At 71.6% G+C, this 14,804-nt stretch carries 17 protein-coding genes and 1 pseudogene; 8 read left to right on the top strand and 10 right to left on the bottom strand.

Going from position 1 to position 14,804, the window contains the following annotated elements:
• Positions 1-211: 211 nt before the first annotated feature.
• The 4 genes from KTR66_RS16435 to KTR66_RS16450 all read left to right on the top strand — a co-directional run bounded on the left by KTR66_RS16435 (position 212) and on the right by KTR66_RS16450 (position 2,333).
• A complete protein-coding gene (locus tag KTR66_RS16435; RefSeq protein WP_213614330.1) occupies positions 212-670 on the top strand; it encodes a hypothetical protein in 459 nt (152 codons plus the stop codon).
• Positions 671-741: 71 nt separating this feature from the next.
• Entirely contained in the window at positions 742-1,188 is a 447-nt protein-coding gene (locus KTR66_RS16440) for a hypothetical protein (protein WP_213614332.1), read from the top strand.
• A 97-nt stretch (positions 1,189-1,285) separates the two neighbouring features.
• Positions 1,286-1,732, top strand: a complete 447-nt coding sequence (locus tag KTR66_RS16445) for a hypothetical protein (RefSeq protein WP_213614334.1) — start codon at positions 1,286-1,288, stop codon at positions 1,730-1,732.
• A 154-nt stretch (positions 1,733-1,886) separates the two neighbouring features.
• Positions 1,887-2,333, top strand: coding sequence for a hypothetical protein (locus KTR66_RS16450; RefSeq protein ID WP_213614336.1), 447 nt, complete (start codon positions 1,887-1,889; stop codon positions 2,331-2,333).
• On the opposite strand, the gene KTR66_RS16455 is transcribed toward KTR66_RS16450, so the two are convergent.
• From KTR66_RS16455 to KTR66_RS16500, 10 genes are all read right to left on the bottom strand, one after another.
• On the bottom strand, positions 2,321-3,055 hold the full coding sequence (locus tag KTR66_RS16455; protein WP_213614338.1) for an L-threonylcarbamoyladenylate synthase: 735 nt from the start codon (positions 3,053-3,055) through the stop codon (positions 2,321-2,323). The genes KTR66_RS16450 and KTR66_RS16455 overlap by 13 nt on opposite strands.
• A gap of 7 nt (positions 3,056-3,062) precedes the next feature.
• Positions 3,063-4,019: a tripartite tricarboxylate transporter substrate binding protein gene (locus KTR66_RS16460; protein ID WP_213614340.1), complete on the bottom strand. Its 957-nt coding sequence runs from the start codon at positions 4,017-4,019 to the stop codon at positions 3,063-3,065.
• A 183-nt stretch (positions 4,020-4,202) separates the two neighbouring features.
• Positions 4,203-4,727 (bottom strand): hypothetical protein, encoded by a 525-nt coding sequence (locus KTR66_RS16465; protein ID WP_213614342.1) that lies wholly within the window; start codon positions 4,725-4,727, stop codon positions 4,203-4,205.
• Positions 4,728-4,768: 41 nt separating this feature from the next.
• A complete protein-coding gene (gene zapE, locus KTR66_RS16470) occupies positions 4,769-5,932 on the bottom strand; it encodes a cell division protein ZapE (protein WP_213614344.1) in 1,164 nt (387 codons plus the stop codon).
• A gap of 33 nt (positions 5,933-5,965) precedes the next feature.
• Complete coding sequence (pqqE, locus tag KTR66_RS16475; RefSeq protein ID WP_371819150.1) at positions 5,966-7,048, bottom strand: pyrroloquinoline quinone biosynthesis protein PqqE; 1,083 nt, start codon at positions 7,046-7,048, stop codon at positions 5,966-5,968.
• Positions 7,041-7,304, bottom strand: coding sequence for a pyrroloquinoline quinone biosynthesis peptide chaperone PqqD (gene pqqD / locus KTR66_RS16480; RefSeq protein WP_371819151.1), 264 nt, complete (start codon positions 7,302-7,304; stop codon positions 7,041-7,043). The genes pqqE and pqqD overlap by 8 nt, the downstream gene beginning before the upstream one ends.
• Positions 7,301-8,014 (bottom strand): pyrroloquinoline-quinone synthase PqqC, encoded by a 714-nt coding sequence (gene pqqC, locus KTR66_RS16485; RefSeq protein ID WP_213614389.1) that lies wholly within the window; start codon positions 8,012-8,014, stop codon positions 7,301-7,303. The genes pqqD and pqqC overlap by 4 nt, the downstream gene beginning before the upstream one ends.
• Positions 8,015-8,019: 5 nt before the next feature.
• Positions 8,020-8,934, bottom strand: a complete 915-nt coding sequence (gene pqqB / locus KTR66_RS16490; protein WP_213614350.1) for a pyrroloquinoline quinone biosynthesis protein PqqB — start codon at positions 8,932-8,934, stop codon at positions 8,020-8,022.
• 37 nt (positions 8,935-8,971) lie between these two features.
• Positions 8,972-9,124, bottom strand: coding sequence for a pyrroloquinoline quinone precursor peptide PqqA (gene pqqA, locus KTR66_RS25315; RefSeq protein ID WP_213614352.1), 153 nt, complete (start codon positions 9,122-9,124; stop codon positions 8,972-8,974).
• The gene (locus KTR66_RS16500) at positions 9,124-11,400 is read right to left on the bottom strand and encodes a methyl-accepting chemotaxis protein (RefSeq protein WP_213614354.1); all 2,277 of its coding nucleotides are present in this window, start codon (positions 11,398-11,400) and stop codon (positions 9,124-9,126) included. Before KTR66_RS16500 ends, pqqA begins: the two co-directional genes overlap by 1 nt.
• 125 nt (positions 11,401-11,525) lie before the next feature.
• Here KTR66_RS16500 and KTR66_RS16505 point away from each other — a divergent pair, with 125 nt between their 5' ends.
• From KTR66_RS16505 to KTR66_RS16520, 4 genes and pseudogenes are all read left to right on the top strand, one after another.
• Positions 11,526-12,557 (top strand): aspartate-semialdehyde dehydrogenase, encoded by a 1,032-nt coding sequence (locus KTR66_RS16505; protein ID WP_213614356.1) that lies wholly within the window; start codon positions 11,526-11,528, stop codon positions 12,555-12,557.
• 77 nt (positions 12,558-12,634) lie between these two features.
• Complete coding sequence (locus tag KTR66_RS16510) at positions 12,635-12,853, top strand: SH3 domain-containing protein (RefSeq protein WP_213614358.1); 219 nt, start codon at positions 12,635-12,637, stop codon at positions 12,851-12,853.
• Positions 12,854-12,965: 112 nt separating this feature from the next.
• Positions 12,966-14,330 (top strand): hypothetical protein, encoded by a 1,365-nt coding sequence (locus tag KTR66_RS16515; RefSeq protein ID WP_213614361.1) that lies wholly within the window; start codon positions 12,966-12,968, stop codon positions 14,328-14,330.
• Positions 14,327-14,804, top strand: a pseudogene (locus KTR66_RS16520) (hypothetical protein); the annotation flags it as partial. The gene KTR66_RS16515 and the pseudogene KTR66_RS16520, both read left to right, overlap by 4 nt.

Below are 14,804 nucleotides of genomic sequence, written 5' to 3' on the forward strand. Positions count from 1 at the left end.
CAGCCAGGAAGGTTTCCGCCTTGGAGCGCGGCAGAGTTACCGCGTTGCAGCAGGCCTGGAAAGACCCGCCATTGGCCGCAACGATCACCCCCATCGCCACCGGCCGATTGCTGGGCACCCCGCTCTCGCGCCAAAAACCCGACGTCGCGGGGCCACCCGGACGTCCCGCACCAGCCCAATGGCGGCCCCGCCGCTGAGACCGAGACCACAGATGCCGCGCCTCTCCGCCCTCGCACCCCTCGCCCTCCTCGCCCTGACCGCCGCAGCCTCCCCCCACGGATCCGCGGGAAGCACCTGGGGGGCCTGCCTGCCGCACCGCAACAACGAGGTGCGGTGCGCGGTGCGCCTCGACGTCCCGCCGAGCGGCCACCGCTACACGGTCCGGATCCAGGGCTTCGACATCAGCCACGCCTCGGCGACGATGACGACCGACACCTATGTCAGCATGTGCGGCGCGCCCGGGCGGATGGTGAGCCGGCAAGTCGGCCCCGTGCAGGGCGTGCGTCAGATCGCGACCTTCACCAATGAACCGGGCTCGATCACCGCCGAAATGAGTGTCGGCGCCGGCCTCTGCGTCGAGACCTTCATCTACAACTGCTCCGCCAATGCGCGCCCCTCCGGCTGCCAGGCGGTGATGAACCTCGTTCTCAGCCAGATCGAGGTGCGGTGAGCCCGGGGCCAGGCCCCGGCCCGCTTGCCCGCCCCATTCCTTCACCACCAACCCCAGGAGAAAACACCCCGATGCTTCGTCCCGCCGCCCTCACCCTGCTGGCCCTGATGGCCGCCGCCCCCGCCTCCGCCCAGACGGTCGGCCGCGGCGATTGCCAGCCCCACCGCAATGGCGAGGTGCGTTGCGCCGTGCGGGTGGATATCCCGGGCGGCAACCGCCCCTACAGCGTGTTCATCAACGCCGCCCGCGCGGGCAATACCGAGGCGCGGATCGTCGCGGACACCTACATCAGCACCTGCGGCACGGCCGGGCAGCTGGTCGGGCGCAGCAACATCGCCAATTCGGGAACCAGCCATGTGGCGGGCTTCACCAATGAGCGCAGCCAGGCGGGCGCCGTCACGCAGGGCGTCCTCGGCTTCTGCGTCGAGACCTTCCTGACCTCCTGCTCCAGCAACGGCCAGGCGGCCAATTGCCAGCAGGTGCTCAACCTCGGCGCGACGAAGATCGAGGTGCGCTGAGCCCTTGTCCTCAGGGGGCGCCGCGCGGGGCTGATGCGCCGCGGGCCCCTCCCCCCTCCAGCATCATCAGATCCAAAGGCATCTTCAGGAGATCCCCATGTTCCGCGCCGCGATTGCCTGCATGTTCACCTTCCTGGCGGCCGCCCCCGCCTCGGCCCAGCTCGCCACCAATGCCTGCTGGCCGCATCGCAATGATGAGGTGCGCTGCGCCGCCCGGGTGGATATTCCCGCCGGCACCCGCTTCGACGTCACCATCAATGCCACGCGCGCCGGTGCGGAGGCGCGCATGCAGGCCGACACCTATGTCAGCATTTGCGGCAGCAGGGGGCGGATGGTCGGTCGCACCAATATCTCGAATTCAGGCACCAGCCGCGTGGCGACCTTCACCCATGAGCCCAACCCGGTCGAACACTCGGTGCAGAGCGTGGTGGGCTTCTGTGTGGAGGTTTTCCTGTTGAACTGCACCGTGGCCGGCCGAGCCGAGAGCTGCACGAATGCCCTGCGGATCGGCCCAAGCCGCGTCGAGCTGAGCTGGGCGAATTAGTCTCAGCGTCGCAGCACCGGGCTGAGGCGCGGCGGGCCTGGAGGGGCCCGCCATCGGCCGGGCCGACCCCCGCCATCGCGAGCGCCCGGTTGATGCGCCGCGACCCCCACCCCGACACATCATCAGATGCGAAACGCAGATCCAGGAGATCCCCATGTACCGAACCGCGCTTGCCTGCCTGCTCACCCTCCTGGCGGCCGCCCCCGCCTCGGCACAGTTCACCGCCGGCGCCGCCTGCCGGGAGCATAACGACGGCGAGGTCCGCTGCGCCGTCCGGTTGGATGACTCCGCCTACATCGCTCTCAACGTCCTGATCAATGCCACCCGTGTTCGCGGCGAGGCGCGGATGCAGGCTGACACCTATGTCAGCACCTGCGGCAGCCCGGGGCGGATGATCGCTCGCACCAACATCGCCAATTCCGGCACCAGCCTCGTGGCGAGCTTCACCCATTCCCCCAATACGCTGGAGTTTGGGGCGCAACTCGCGGCGGGCGCCTGCGTGGAGGTCTTCCTGCTGAACTGCATCGAGGCCGGCCAACGCACGCCCTGCAAGAATGTCATGCAGACCTTCGCGTCCCGCGTCGAGGTTCACATCCGGTAGCGGCGCTGCGCCTCCCGCACATGGCCCGAGGGCAGCGCCTCCAGCCCCGGATCGGGCGGCAGTTCCACGCCGAAATGCCGGCCCAGCACCTCCTGGATCAGCTCATAGCAGCTGCCGATCCGCACCACCTCCATGGTCGAGAAGTCGATCATGGTGGAGGAACGGCGATACTGGTGAAACTTCTGCAGCCCGTAATCCACCACGATGTCGGCGCAGCCGCGGATCTCGGGCTGGATGTCCACCGCGCGGAACTTCGTCCCCGTCCCCGTCAGATTGGCCGAGGAGCCGAACAGCGGCTGCCCCTCCTCGGCGGCCAGCGTCGCCATGCGGTGTTCCAGCGCGCCCACATTCATGAGGATCGCGACCGTGCCGCCCTCGGTGCTGGCGGAGAGCGCCGGCTCGCCCAGCTTGCGCAGCAGCGGGTGATCCGCCCGGAAGGGCCCGATGGCCGAGATCGGCAGGTCGTAATCCTCGACCAGGCAGCGGATCATGGTGTTGGCGCGCGCGGAGAGGGTGTGCACATCCTCATGGATGGCGAGGCTGCCCAGCATGGCGTTGCGCTTATGCGCCCCCCGCCCCTTGGCCAGGAAGAAGCGCATCAGCGCCGCCTCGCAGCCCGCCGCCCCGGCATAGCCCACATCGGTCGGGAAGACGGCCACGCCGCCCGCCTTCACCACATCCACGATGCGCCGGGCGTCGCCCGCGATATCCAGTCGTTCCATGGGTGCTTCAATCCATCCGCAGGTTGAGGCCGGGCAGGATCGGCGCCCAGCGTTCGTATTCAGCCCGGAGCATGGCGGCCGCCTGCTCCGGCGTGGTGGTCATGATGTCGAAGCCCGCCCGCGTCAGCTGCTCCCGCAGCCCAGGCTCGGCCAGCGTCTCAACCGCGGCCGCATGCAGCGTCTCGATGATCGGGCGCGGCGTGCCGGCGGGGGCAAAGAGCAGGAAACGCAGGGCGTTCACCACCAGCGGAAAGCCCTCCTCCGCCGTGGTCGGGATGTCCGGTGCCGCCGCCGAACGCTCGGGCGAGAGCAGTGCGAGCGGCCGCAGCGTGCCCGCCGCGAAGTGGGAGCTGACCGCGCCCAGGCTGAAGACGCCCAGCTGCACATGCCCCGCCAGAACATCATTCAGCGCCGGGCCGCCGCCGCGATATTCGGCCTGGATCATCCGGATGCCGGCCTCGCGCGCCAGCAGTTCGAACCCCAGGTGATGCGGCGAGCCGATGGAGGGGTTGGCGAAGGAATACCGCTCGGGCTCGCGCCGCATCAACGCCACGAAGTCCCGCAGGTTGCGCACCGGCAGGCTGGGGTTCACCCCCAGCACCAAAGGCGACTGCGCGAGATAGGTGACCGGCACAAGGTCCCGGAACAGGTCATAGCTGAGCCGCTGATAGAGATGCGGAAACAGCGCGACATTGTCGGCGTTGACGATCAGCGTCTGGCCGTCCGGCGCCGCGCGGGCGGCCATCTCCATGCCGATATTGGTCGCCGCCCCGCCGCGATTTTCGATCACCAGCGGCTGCCCGAGCTTGGCCCGCATCCGCTCGGCCCAGGGTCGCGCCAGGGCGTCCGTTCCCCCGCCCGGCGGATAGGGAATGATCAGGCGGATCGGCCGGCTGGGATAGGTTTGCGCCCGGGCCAGCCCGGGCAGCAGCGCGATGGCGGTGAGCGCGGTTCGGCGGCGCATCCGGTCTTCTCCTCCACGGCCCCTCTCCGGGGTCCATCAGAGAAGGCTAGAGGGCCTTGTCCGGACAAGCTAGGGGGCTCCCCCGGCATTCAGGCGCCTCACCCCGGGGGCGTGTTCCCCACAAAGCAAAAAAGCCGCGGCCGCCCCAGGCGGCCGCGGCTCCAAGCCCCTCGGCTCAATTCCTCAGAGCGGAACGCAGCGGGTGATGTCGTTATGGCCGATCGCCATGGTGGCGATGGTGCCGTCCGGGCAGCCGGTCTGGCTGAAGGCGGCGGGCGCGAGGCCGCCGGTCCAGCGCATCGAGGCGGTGCGCGTCGCGGCCGGCGCGCAGGTGCGGCGGCCGTTGCGCGTGGTGCAGGTGGCGACCGCCGTCTGGCGCAGGCCACGGGTGTTGGTGGTGGCCGGCTGGCGGGCGTAGGGCACGGCCGCGGCCTGACGGGAGGTGCCGGCGCGCTGCGCGCTCCGGCTGGAGGTGGTGCTGCGCGGCGCCAGCGCCTGGCGCTGCGTCGTGGCGGCCGGGCGGCTTGCGCTGCTGGTCCGCGTCGTGGTGGACGGCCGCGCCGTAGCGGGCCGGGTCGCCGCCGTCGTCGTGCGGCTGGACTGGGAAGACTGCGCGGAACTCCGGGCATCCGTCCGGGCCGAGGCATCTTGCGGCAGAAGGGCAAGGCCCAGGCAAAGGCCCAGAAGGCCGCCGATGAAAGAGCGCATGAAACCCCCGTTTTCCGTCTCTCGTGTTACGGCGTATTACGTCACGGGAGATGAGGCAAGCCCAAATACTCCTGGCTTTGCATTTCCATGAGCCGTGATGCGGTTCTTTCGAACATCGCCGCGTTGTCGCCGCGCTCGTAAAGCTCGTCCGGCCCGGTCTCGGCCGAGGCCACCAGCTTGCAGCGATGCTCGTAAAGCGCGTCCACCAGCGTGATGAAGCGCCGCGCCCGGTCGAAATTCTCCGGCCCCAGCCGCGGGATGCCATCCAGCACCAGCGTGTGGAAATGGGTGGCGATGGCCAGGTAATCCGCCGGACCCAGCGCCTGGCCGCAGACCGCGTCGAACTCGAGTCGCGCCACGCCGCGCGCGGCTTCCGCGATCGGCACCGGGCGGCCCAGCACCTGCAGGCTCACAGGTGCGCCCCGCGCCGTGCCGGTCAGCTCCAGGAAGGCCGCGTCCAGCGCGCGTTCGCTCCGCCCATCCAGCGGGTGGTGCCAGGTGGGCATGCCCCGGATGCGCTCGCGCCGGTAATCCTGTGCGGATTCCAGGTGCAGCACCTCCACGCGGGACTGGATGAGCGCGATGAAGGGCAGGAAGGCGTCCCGCCCCGGCTTGCCCTTGAACAGGTCCTGGGGCGCGGTGTTGCTGGTCGCCACCACCACCACGCCGCGGGCGAAGAGCGCCTCGAACAGGCGGCCCAGGATCATGGCATCGGTGATGTCATGCACCTGGAACTCGTCGAAGCAGAGCAGCGCCGCCTCTCCCGCGATGGCATCCGCCAGCGGCGGGATCGGGTCGTCCGAGCCGGGATGCGTCTGCTTCCAGCGATGGATGCGCTGATGCGCCTCCTGCATGAAGGCGTGGAAGTGGATGCGCCGCTTGCGTGCCACCTCCGCCGTCTCGAAGAAGAGGTCCATCAGCATGGACTTCCCCCGCCCCACGGCCCCGACCAGATAGAGCCCCTCGGGCGTGCCCGGGGGTGCGGCGAGGTCGCCCGAGCCGCGCTTGCCCCCGAAAAGACGGCCGAAGAGGCCGCGCGGCGCGCTCAGCGTGGGCTGCGGGTCATAGCCGCGCAGGATGCGCCAGAGGTTCTGCAGGGTCTCGGCGGCATGGGCCTGGGCGGGGTCGGGGTGCAGCAGCCCCTCGGCCACGCGCGCGCGATAGGCCGGAAGCGGGCCCTGGTTGAGGGGCGACAGCGAATTCATGGCTGAAACCGATAGACCCGAAGGCCCGATGGCTCAACCGGCGGCGCCGCTGAAATCGCGGTAGCGGAAGGTGCTTTCCCCCGCCTCGGCCAGCGCCTCGGCCAGCATCCCGTGATGCGGCGAAAGGGCGCAGGCCGGGTCGGTCGCCGCCGCATCGCCGGTCAGCGCGAAGGCCTGGCAGCGACAGCCGCCCCAGTCGCGCTCGGCATGTTCGCAGCCCTGGCAGGGCTTGGGCATCCAACCCGTGCCGCGGAAGGCGTTGAAGGCCGCGCTCTCGCCCCAGGCGGCGGCCAGCGAGGCTTCGCGCACATTGGGGAATTGCATGCCCGCGATGGATTCGGCCGCGTGGCAGGGCAGGATATTCCCGGCGGGCGAAACACCCAGGAAGCGACGCCCCCAGCCGCCCATGCAGGCCTTGGGCCGCGCCGCGTGATAATCCGGCACGACGTAATCAATCACCAGCCGCCCGCGATGCGCGGCGCGCGCCGCCTCCACGATGCGCGTCGCCTCGTCGAGCTGCGCGCGGGTGGGCAGCAGGGCCGCGCGATTGGCCAGCGCCCAGCCATAATACTGCACATGCGCAACCTCGAGCCGGCCCGCCCCCCATTCCAGCGCGATCTCGATCAGGCGGGGCAGGTTGTGCAGATTCTGCCGGTGCACCACGGCGTTGAGCGTGAGCGGCAGCCCCGCCGCAGTGACCAGCGCCGCCGCCGCGCGCTTCTTCGCCTGCGCACCCTTGAGCCCGCCGATGCGCTCCGCCCCCGCCTCCTCGGCGTCCTGCACGGAGAGCTGCACGTGATCCAGCCCCGCCTCGACCAGCCGCGCCATCAGGCTTGCGTCCAGCAGCACGCCCGCCGTGATCAGGTTGGTGTAGAGCCCCGCCGCGCGGGCGGCGGCCACGATCTCCACGATGTCCCGCCGCGAAGTCGGTTCGCCGCCCGAGAGATGCACCTGCAGGCAGCCGAGGGCGGCCGCCTCCTGGAACACCCGCGCCCATTCGGCGGTCGAAAGCTCACCCGCCGCGCGCGTCAGTTCCGTCGGATTGGAGCAATAGGGGCAGCGCAGCGGGCAGCGATGCGTCAGCTCGGCCAGCAGGGCGAGCGGCAGATCACCCACGACGCAAGGCGCCCTTCGCGACCAGGTCATCCAGCATCACGGCCACATCGGCGCCGATCACATCCTCGGGTGCCGCGAACTTCTCGACCAGCGCGGCCACGATCGCCGCCTCATCCCGCACGCCATCCACCAGGCGCAGCACTTCGAGCGCGATCTCGTCCGGGATGAACATCAGCTCCGGCGCCATGATGACCCAGCGCCCGCGCGCCTTGTCCTCCTGCAGGCGGACCCCGGGGGCGAAGCGGATCGCGCTCACGGCCTGAAGGCACCCGGCGGGATGAGCCGCGGCTCCACATAGGCCAGATGCAGCGCATCGAGCTGCGCCCAGAGCAGGTCGCATTTGAAGCGCAGCGCGGCGAGGCACTGCTCCTGCTTCTCCCGCGTATCGGCGTGCCGCTTCACATAGCCCAGCGCGAAATCCACATCCTGCGGCGCCTGGGTCAGGCGCGGCTTGAAGTAGGAGAGCGTCTCCTCGCTCACGAAATCATAGTTCCGCAGCATGCCCGAGACGCGCTGCTGGATGATGTTGGGCGAGAACATCTCGGTCAGCGAGGAAGCGATGGCCTCCAAGAGGCTCATCTCCCGCACGAAGCGCACATAGGCATCCACCGCGAAGCGCGTGGCCGGCAGCAGGCCGCGGAGCGAGGTCACATAGTCGCGGTCGAGCCCCAGCCCGTCCGTCAGCTTCAGCCAGCGCTCCACGCCGCCCGGCTTCACGCCGTCACCATCATGATCCTCCAGCCGCCGGCGCCATTCGCGCCGCAGCTCGGGCGTCGGCAGCCGCGCCAGCAGCGAGGCATCCTTCGCCGGGATGCTCGCCTGGTAGTAGTAGCGGTTCAGCGCCCAGGCCTGCACCTGGCCCTTCTCCAGCTTGCCGTTGTGCAGCAGGTGATGGAACGGGTGATGGATGTGGTAACGCTCGTCACCGATGGCGCGCAGCGCGGCCTCGAACTCCTCAGGCGACATCAGGCTCACAGCGAAATCTCCATCCGGTCCTCCGCGACCTCCCAGCCGGCGGCGGCGAGTTGCGCACGCTCCGGGCTGTCATCCAGCAAGGCGGGGTTGGTGTTGTTGATGTGGATGAAGATACGCCGAGCCACGCCCAGCGCCGCGAATTCCTGCACCGTGTCCACCATGGACATATGCCCCATGCGCCGCCCGGTCTTGGGGCCGGCGCCGGCCAGGATCATCTCGTCATCGGTGAAGAGCGTGCCATCGAACATCACGCAGGCCGCGCCCATGAGGCGCTGGCGCAGCGCATCCGTCATCATCGCGCAGCCCGGGATATAGTGCAGCACGGCGCCACCGGCGGAGATGGCCAGCCCCAGCGCCTCCCCATCCTCGCAAAGGCCCGGGTCGCCCGCGCCCTCGGCGAAGAGCGGCACCTTGCCCGGCACCGGATAGGCCTCGATGGTCAGCCCCAGCGGCGCGCCGTGGCCGTCGCAGGGCGCGAAGGGCGTCCCCAGCGGCATCGCCTCACGCGTCACGAAATCCGGATTGAGCGCTCGGAAGATGGGGTTTTCGTCGAGCAGGGCGAGGCTCGGGGCCGCGCCATAAAGCCGGAAGGCCTGCCGCTCGCGCAGGTTCAGCAGGCCCGCGATGGTGTCCACCTCCGCCCCCGTCAGCGCCACGGCGGCGATGGGCGAATTGCGCAGCGGCTCAGGGCGGGGGTGCAGGGCGGGTGTGGCGGCGATCTGCGCCCGCAGGTCGGGCGATGCATTCACCAGCAGCCAACGCTCCCCATCGGCACTGACCGCGAGCGAGGCCTGGCTGCGCGGCTTGGCGCGCGGGTCGCCCGTGCGTGCGCGCTGGCAGCCGGGGCCCGCAGAATTCCATTGCGGGAAGCCACCTCCGGCCCCCGCGCCCAGCACGATGGCGCGCAGCATGGGAAACGCCTGGGCTGAACCAGCCCAGGCTCCTGATTCAGCCGATCTCGGCGCAGGCGTAGCTATTGATCTCGAGCGCGAGCGAGACCACGGTCACGCGAGGGGTCTTCCAGGCCATGACGATCTTCCTTCCCAAATGACACCGGCCCGACGCCGGCGCGCTTAACATGGCGTCGAAACGCCGCCCCATCAAGCCGCCGCCAGGGCGGCCAGCCCGACCCCGTCGCTGGCCCGTCGGACGATCCGCATGGGCCGCGGGGTGGCGCCGGCGCAGCACAGCGTCACCACTTCGCCGGGCACCTGCACATCGGTGGCGAAGAAGGCGCCCTCGGGCGAGGCATTCCGCAACACCCCGGCCACGCTGCCGCCCGGCGTCTCCAGCCGCGCCGGCTCCCCCCGCGCGATGCGGGGCGCGCGGCGGCGCTCCAGCTCCTCGAAGCGCTCCCGCACCATGCCGATCAGGCCACCGCGCAGCCCCTCCACATGGCGGGCCACCTCATGGGCATCATCGGCGAGTTGCCCGGCCCGGGCATCGGTCGCGCGCGCCTGGTCGGCGATGGTCTCCATCTGGCGGGCCAGGGCGCGGGCATGGCCATCGCCGGCCAGCAAGGCCTCGGAGATCAGGCGCGTCGCCTCCGATTGCCGCTCCGCCGCGCCGGCCACATCCAGCGTCAGCTGGCTCAGTAGGTTCACCCCTTGCTGGATGCCGAGCAGCGCGCTGGCCGCCTGCTCGGCGCCTTGCGTCAGGGCATTGATGCGAATGCTGATCTCGGCCGTGCTGCCGGTGGTCTGCGCGGCCAGGGACTTCACCTCCCCGGCCACCACGGCAAACCCCTTGCCGGCCTCCCCCGCGCGCGCCGCCTCGATCGTGGCATTCAGCGCCAGAAGGTTGGTGCGGCTCGCGATGTCGCCGATCAAGCGGGACACCTCGCCGATCTGGCTCACCGTGGCGCTGAGAGCCTGGAAGGCGCCGCGCGCCGCCTCGGCCTGGGCGACCGCCTCCTGGGTGTCGCGCCCGGCCTGCTGCATCCGCCGGGAGATCTCGAGCGCGGCGCCGCCGATGTCCTGCCCGGTCTGGGCGGCGGCGCCGAGCCGCTCGGCCGTGGTGCCGGCGGTCTGCGTCGCATCGGACGTGGCATCGGAGATCCGGGCCATCGCCTCGCGCACCTCGGCCGAGAGGTGGCCCAGCGCCTCGGTGCGGCTCTGGACCGCGCCCATCACCCGCCCGCTCTCGCGCTCGATCACCTCGGCGAGTTCGCGCAGGGTCTCGGCGCGCGCCGCATCGCCGCGCCGCCGCAGCTCATCCTGCTCGGCCAGCAGCAGCCGATGGGCCCGGGCCGCTTCCTGGAAACGGGCGGTCGCACGGACGAGCCCGGCGATCTCGTCCTGGCCGCGTGCCTCGGGCAGCGGGGCCTCGTCATCCCCGCCGGCGAGGCGGTGCAGCGCCGCCATCGCCTCGCGCAGCGGGCGCGACATCCGCCATTCCACATAGGCGAGGCCGGCCAGGATCAGGCCGAGGCCCAGCGCGAGCAGTCCGGCCAGCGCCAGGGCGCGCCGCCAGGCCGCACCCGCCGCCTCCTGTGCATCCGCCGTCAGCAGGGCCGACACCTCGTTCTGCGCGGCGAGCAGCGGCTCGATCGCCTGGGTCGCCCCGCGGAACCACTCGCCCGGGTTCATGGGGGCCGGCTGGCCCTGAAGCAAGGCCTGGATGACGGGGCCGCGCACCGCCTCGAAGCGGGTGAAGTATCCGGCCAGCGCCGCCTCCGCCGAAGCCGGCAGCGCCACGGCGGCGAGGCGCGAGCGCGCGCCCTCGATCCGCCCGCGCAGCGAGCCGAGGCCCAGCATCTGCTCCGGCGTCAGCGGCCTGCCCGCGGCCAGCATGCCGTTCACGAGGCCGCGCTCCCGCCCCGCATATTCCGACAATTCGGCCAGCGAGTCGCGCAGGGTCACCAGATCGGCGGCGCGGTCCTGCACCAGGCCGGTCTCCAGCGCACGGCGCAACGCGGTCAATTGCTCGATCTGCGCGGATGCGATGGCGAACCAGCCCCCGGCGGGCGCGCCGCTGGGGCCGGCGGGCGCGCCGCTGGTGACAACGGCCGCGGCCGCCAGACGTGCCCGCTCCAGCTGCTCATGCGCCGCGCGCCAGGCGGAGAGCGGAGCGGCAAGCCGGGGGTCGGTGAGCTGCGGCAGCGCCTGCGCCAGCGCCGCCTCACCCAGGCGGCCGCGCTCCTGGGCGCGGGCCAGCGCGGCCCGGTCGCGGGAGGCCAGCGCGCCGTTGATCTCGCCGCGCTCCACCGCGAAGTGCCCGGCGGCCTCGGTCAGGGCACGCGCCTCCGCGTTGATGAGCTGGCGCCGGGTGGCGCTGCCGGCCTCGCCCCAGGCGGACCAGGCGCCATGCGCGAGCAGCGCGGCCAGCCCCGCGCCCAACAGGCCGATGATGAGAAGAAGCCGGATGCGAAGGGTCATGCTGCAATCCCAGGAATGCTCCATCCCTCTGGCGACGTCCCGGTAAACAGCCCGTGAATCGGGGCTTGCTGGACGCACCCTGCCCCAGGCCGTAAAGCCGGGGCCGGATCGCAGGGAGACCACCCATGGCCTATAAGATCGCCGTCGTGGGCGCCACGGGCGCCGTCGGGCGCGAAATCCTGAAGATCCTGGCCGAGCGGAACTTCCCGGTCAGCGAGGCCTTCGCGCTGGCCTCCCCCCGCTCGGCCGGGCAGAGCGTCAGCTTCGGCGAGAACCAGGTGCTCAAGGTGAAGAACCTCGAGACCTTCGATTTCTCGGGGCTGGACCTGGCCCTGTTCAGCCCCGGGGCCGCGGTCTCCGCCATCCATGCCCCGCGCGCCGGGGCCCAGGGCTGCGTCGTGATCGACAACACCAGCCAGTTCCGCATGGAGCCCGACGTGCCCCTGGTGGTGCCCGAGGTGAATCCCCAGGCGCTGAAGCGCTTCCGCAAGCGCAACATCATCGCCAACCCCAATTGCAGCACCATCCAGATGGTGGTGGCGCTCAAGCCGCTGCACGAGATCGCCCGCATCCGGCGCGTCGTCGTCTCCACCTACCAATCCGTCTCCGGCGCGGGGAAGGAGGGCATGGACGAGTTGTTCAACCAGACCAAGGGCAGCTTCGTGAACGACCTGCCGACGGTGGAGCAGTTCACCAAGCCCATCGCCTTCAACGCGATCCCCCACATCGACAAGTTCATGGAGGACGGCGCGACCAAGGAGGAGTGGAAGATGTCGGTCGAGACGCGGAAGATCCTCGACCCCGACATCCAGGTCATCGCCACCTGCGTGCGCGTGCCCGTCTTCATCGGCCATGCCGAGGCGGTGCATGTGGAGTTCGAGAGCCCCATCACGCTGGCCGAGGCGCGCGCCGCGCTCTCCAAGGCGCCCGGCGTGCAGCTTTTCGACAAGCGTGAGGACGCCGGCTACATCACGCCCATCGACGCCGCGGGCGAGGACGAAGTCTTCGTCTCCCGCCTCCGCCGCGACCCCACCGTGCCGCATGGCCTGGCCTTCTGGTGCGTCTCCGACAACCTCCGCAAGGGCGCCGCACTCAACGCCGTGCAGATCGCTGAGGAACTGCACCGCCAGGGCCTGCTGGTGCGCACGCCGGCCTGACGCGGAGGGCGCGGCGGGCGCTCGCCGCCGTCTTCCTGATCGCCACCCCCGCCGGCGCCACCGCGCCCGAGGCCGGCATGGCCTCGCCGGTGACGGGCCTGCCATTGCCGCGCCCGGCCCGCCCGCTGGCCGAGGCCAATCTCCGCCAAGGCCCAAGCCCGGACCATCCGGTCCTGGAGCACATGGAACAGGCCGGACTGGTGACGGTGCGCGCCGAATGCGAGGTCTGGCGCCTGGTCCGCACCGCCGATGGGCGCGAGGCCTGGGCGCACAGCACCACGCTCCGGGTCCGCTGACAGGCGCGTTTTCCTGCCATCTTGCGCGGATCATAGGACCGCAATCCTCTTTTCGCTTGCAAGTTAGAACAAAATAAGAACATAAAGGGTCCTCGCTCGGAGGTCCCCCGCCTTGCCCAGCTTCCTCATCCCCCCCATCGCCATCCTCCTCAGCGGCCTCGCCGCCATCGCGGTGCTGCTCGCAGCCCGCCTCGCCGGGCTCGGTTTCGCGCCCCTCGCCGGCCAGCCCGCCAGCCTCGCCGCCCTGCTCGTCTTCCTGGTCGGCCTCGGCTTCGCCGGCTTCCTCTGGTGGCTGGCGTCGCGCTGCTTCACCCTGCTGCGCGACCCCGCCACCACGCCCGAACAGCTCTCCGCCCTGCGCGACCTGCCGCTCGCCCTCCCCGAGGGCACGGTGCGCGCGCTGCTGGCGCTCATCGTCGGCGTCATCGGCCTGCCGCTGCTGCTCTTCAGCCAGAGCCTGGCGCTGAATGACGCCATCGCCGGCTATGTGAACGGGATCATCGCCGGCGTCTTCGGCTATTATTTCGGCGCGCGATCCACCGGCCCCGAGGCCCAGGCCGCCCGCCGCCTCGGCGAGGCGCTGGAGGGCCAGACCCGCGCCAACGAGGCGCTGCGCCAAAGCGAGGCCGCCGCGCGCGAGGCCGCTGCCCAGGCCGCGCAGCCCGCCCAGATGGGCCAGGCCATCGCCCGGCTGGAAGGCCAGCTCGGCGTCGCCCGCATCCTGGTCCAGCGCATCGGCCCCGCCCTGCCCGCCGGCCTGATCCCCCCCCAGGCCGAGGCGCTGCTCGCCGGGGCCGAGCAGGCACTGGCCACCGCCCGCAGCCTGCCCGACCTCGGCGCCATCCAGGCCGCGACCGCCGCGCTCACCGGCCGGGACGGCCCCCTCCCCGCCCTGCTCCGCGCCGCCGCCCCCCTGCTGCCCGCCGCGGCCGGCGGCCCGCTCGCCGGGATCGCGCTGCTGCTCGGCCTCGGCTGGAACCTGGGCGCCGCCGCCTGGCGCCGCTTCCGTGCCCGCCTGCTCGACTCGCCGCATGACCCGGCGCTCTTCGACCCCGGCGCCATCACCCCCGCCTCGGCCGAGCTGCGCCTCGCTGAGGCGCCGATCTTCGCGCGGATCTTCACGCCGCGCCTGGCCGAGCCCGGCTTCCTCGCCACCTTGCTCGACACCTGCCTCCGCCCCGATGCGGCCGCCCTGCTCTGGGCCCGCTTCCCCGGCTTCGCCAATCCGGCCGAGGCGGAAGCGGGCTTGTCCGAATTCCGCCGCGCCCTGCTGGAGGATCGCGTCCAGGGCGACCTCCCGCCCGAGCTGGTCGGCCGCGTCGCCGCCGGGCTCGGCCAGCCCGCCGCCACGCCCAGCCTGCCGCAGGCAGGGCCGGAGGAGGCCAGGGCCGCGCTGCAGGCCCTTACCCTGCTGCTGAGCGAACTGCGCGAGTCCCGCACCGACCCCGTGCCCCTGCTGCGGGAGCTCACGCCATGAGGATCGCCCTCCTCCTCCTGCTCGCCGCCTGCACGCCGGTCGCGGCCCTGCTCGACCCGCCGCTCGCGCAGCTCGCCCGCTGGGAACACGCCACCCCGGCCGAGATCGCCGCCGAGTCCGTCACCTGCCCGCCAGGCCACCCGGCCTGCGCCCGCCTGCACAGCCGCCGCGCCGAGGCCTGCATGTCCCTCGCCATGGCGGCACGGGCACCCGGCGCCGCCTGCCCCGGCGCGCGCGATCACCTGCCCTGCGCGGCGGAAGCCTATGCCGCGGCCCGCGCCCTGACGCCGAGCCCGGCCCTGGCTGCCGGCGAAGCCCAGGCCCGGCTCTGCCTCGCCGAATTCCTCACCCCCGCCGAGGCCGCGGCCGAAGTGGCGCGCGCCGCGCCCGCCATCGCCGCATCGCCCCCGCCCCGCGCGGCGCTCCTCGGCGCCCGCGCCGCCCTCATCGCCGCCCGCCCCGGCCCGGGCACGG

Source organism: Roseococcus sp. SDR (assembly GCF_019083995.1).
Classification (GTDB): domain Bacteria; phylum Pseudomonadota; class Alphaproteobacteria; order Acetobacterales; family Acetobacteraceae; genus Roseococcus.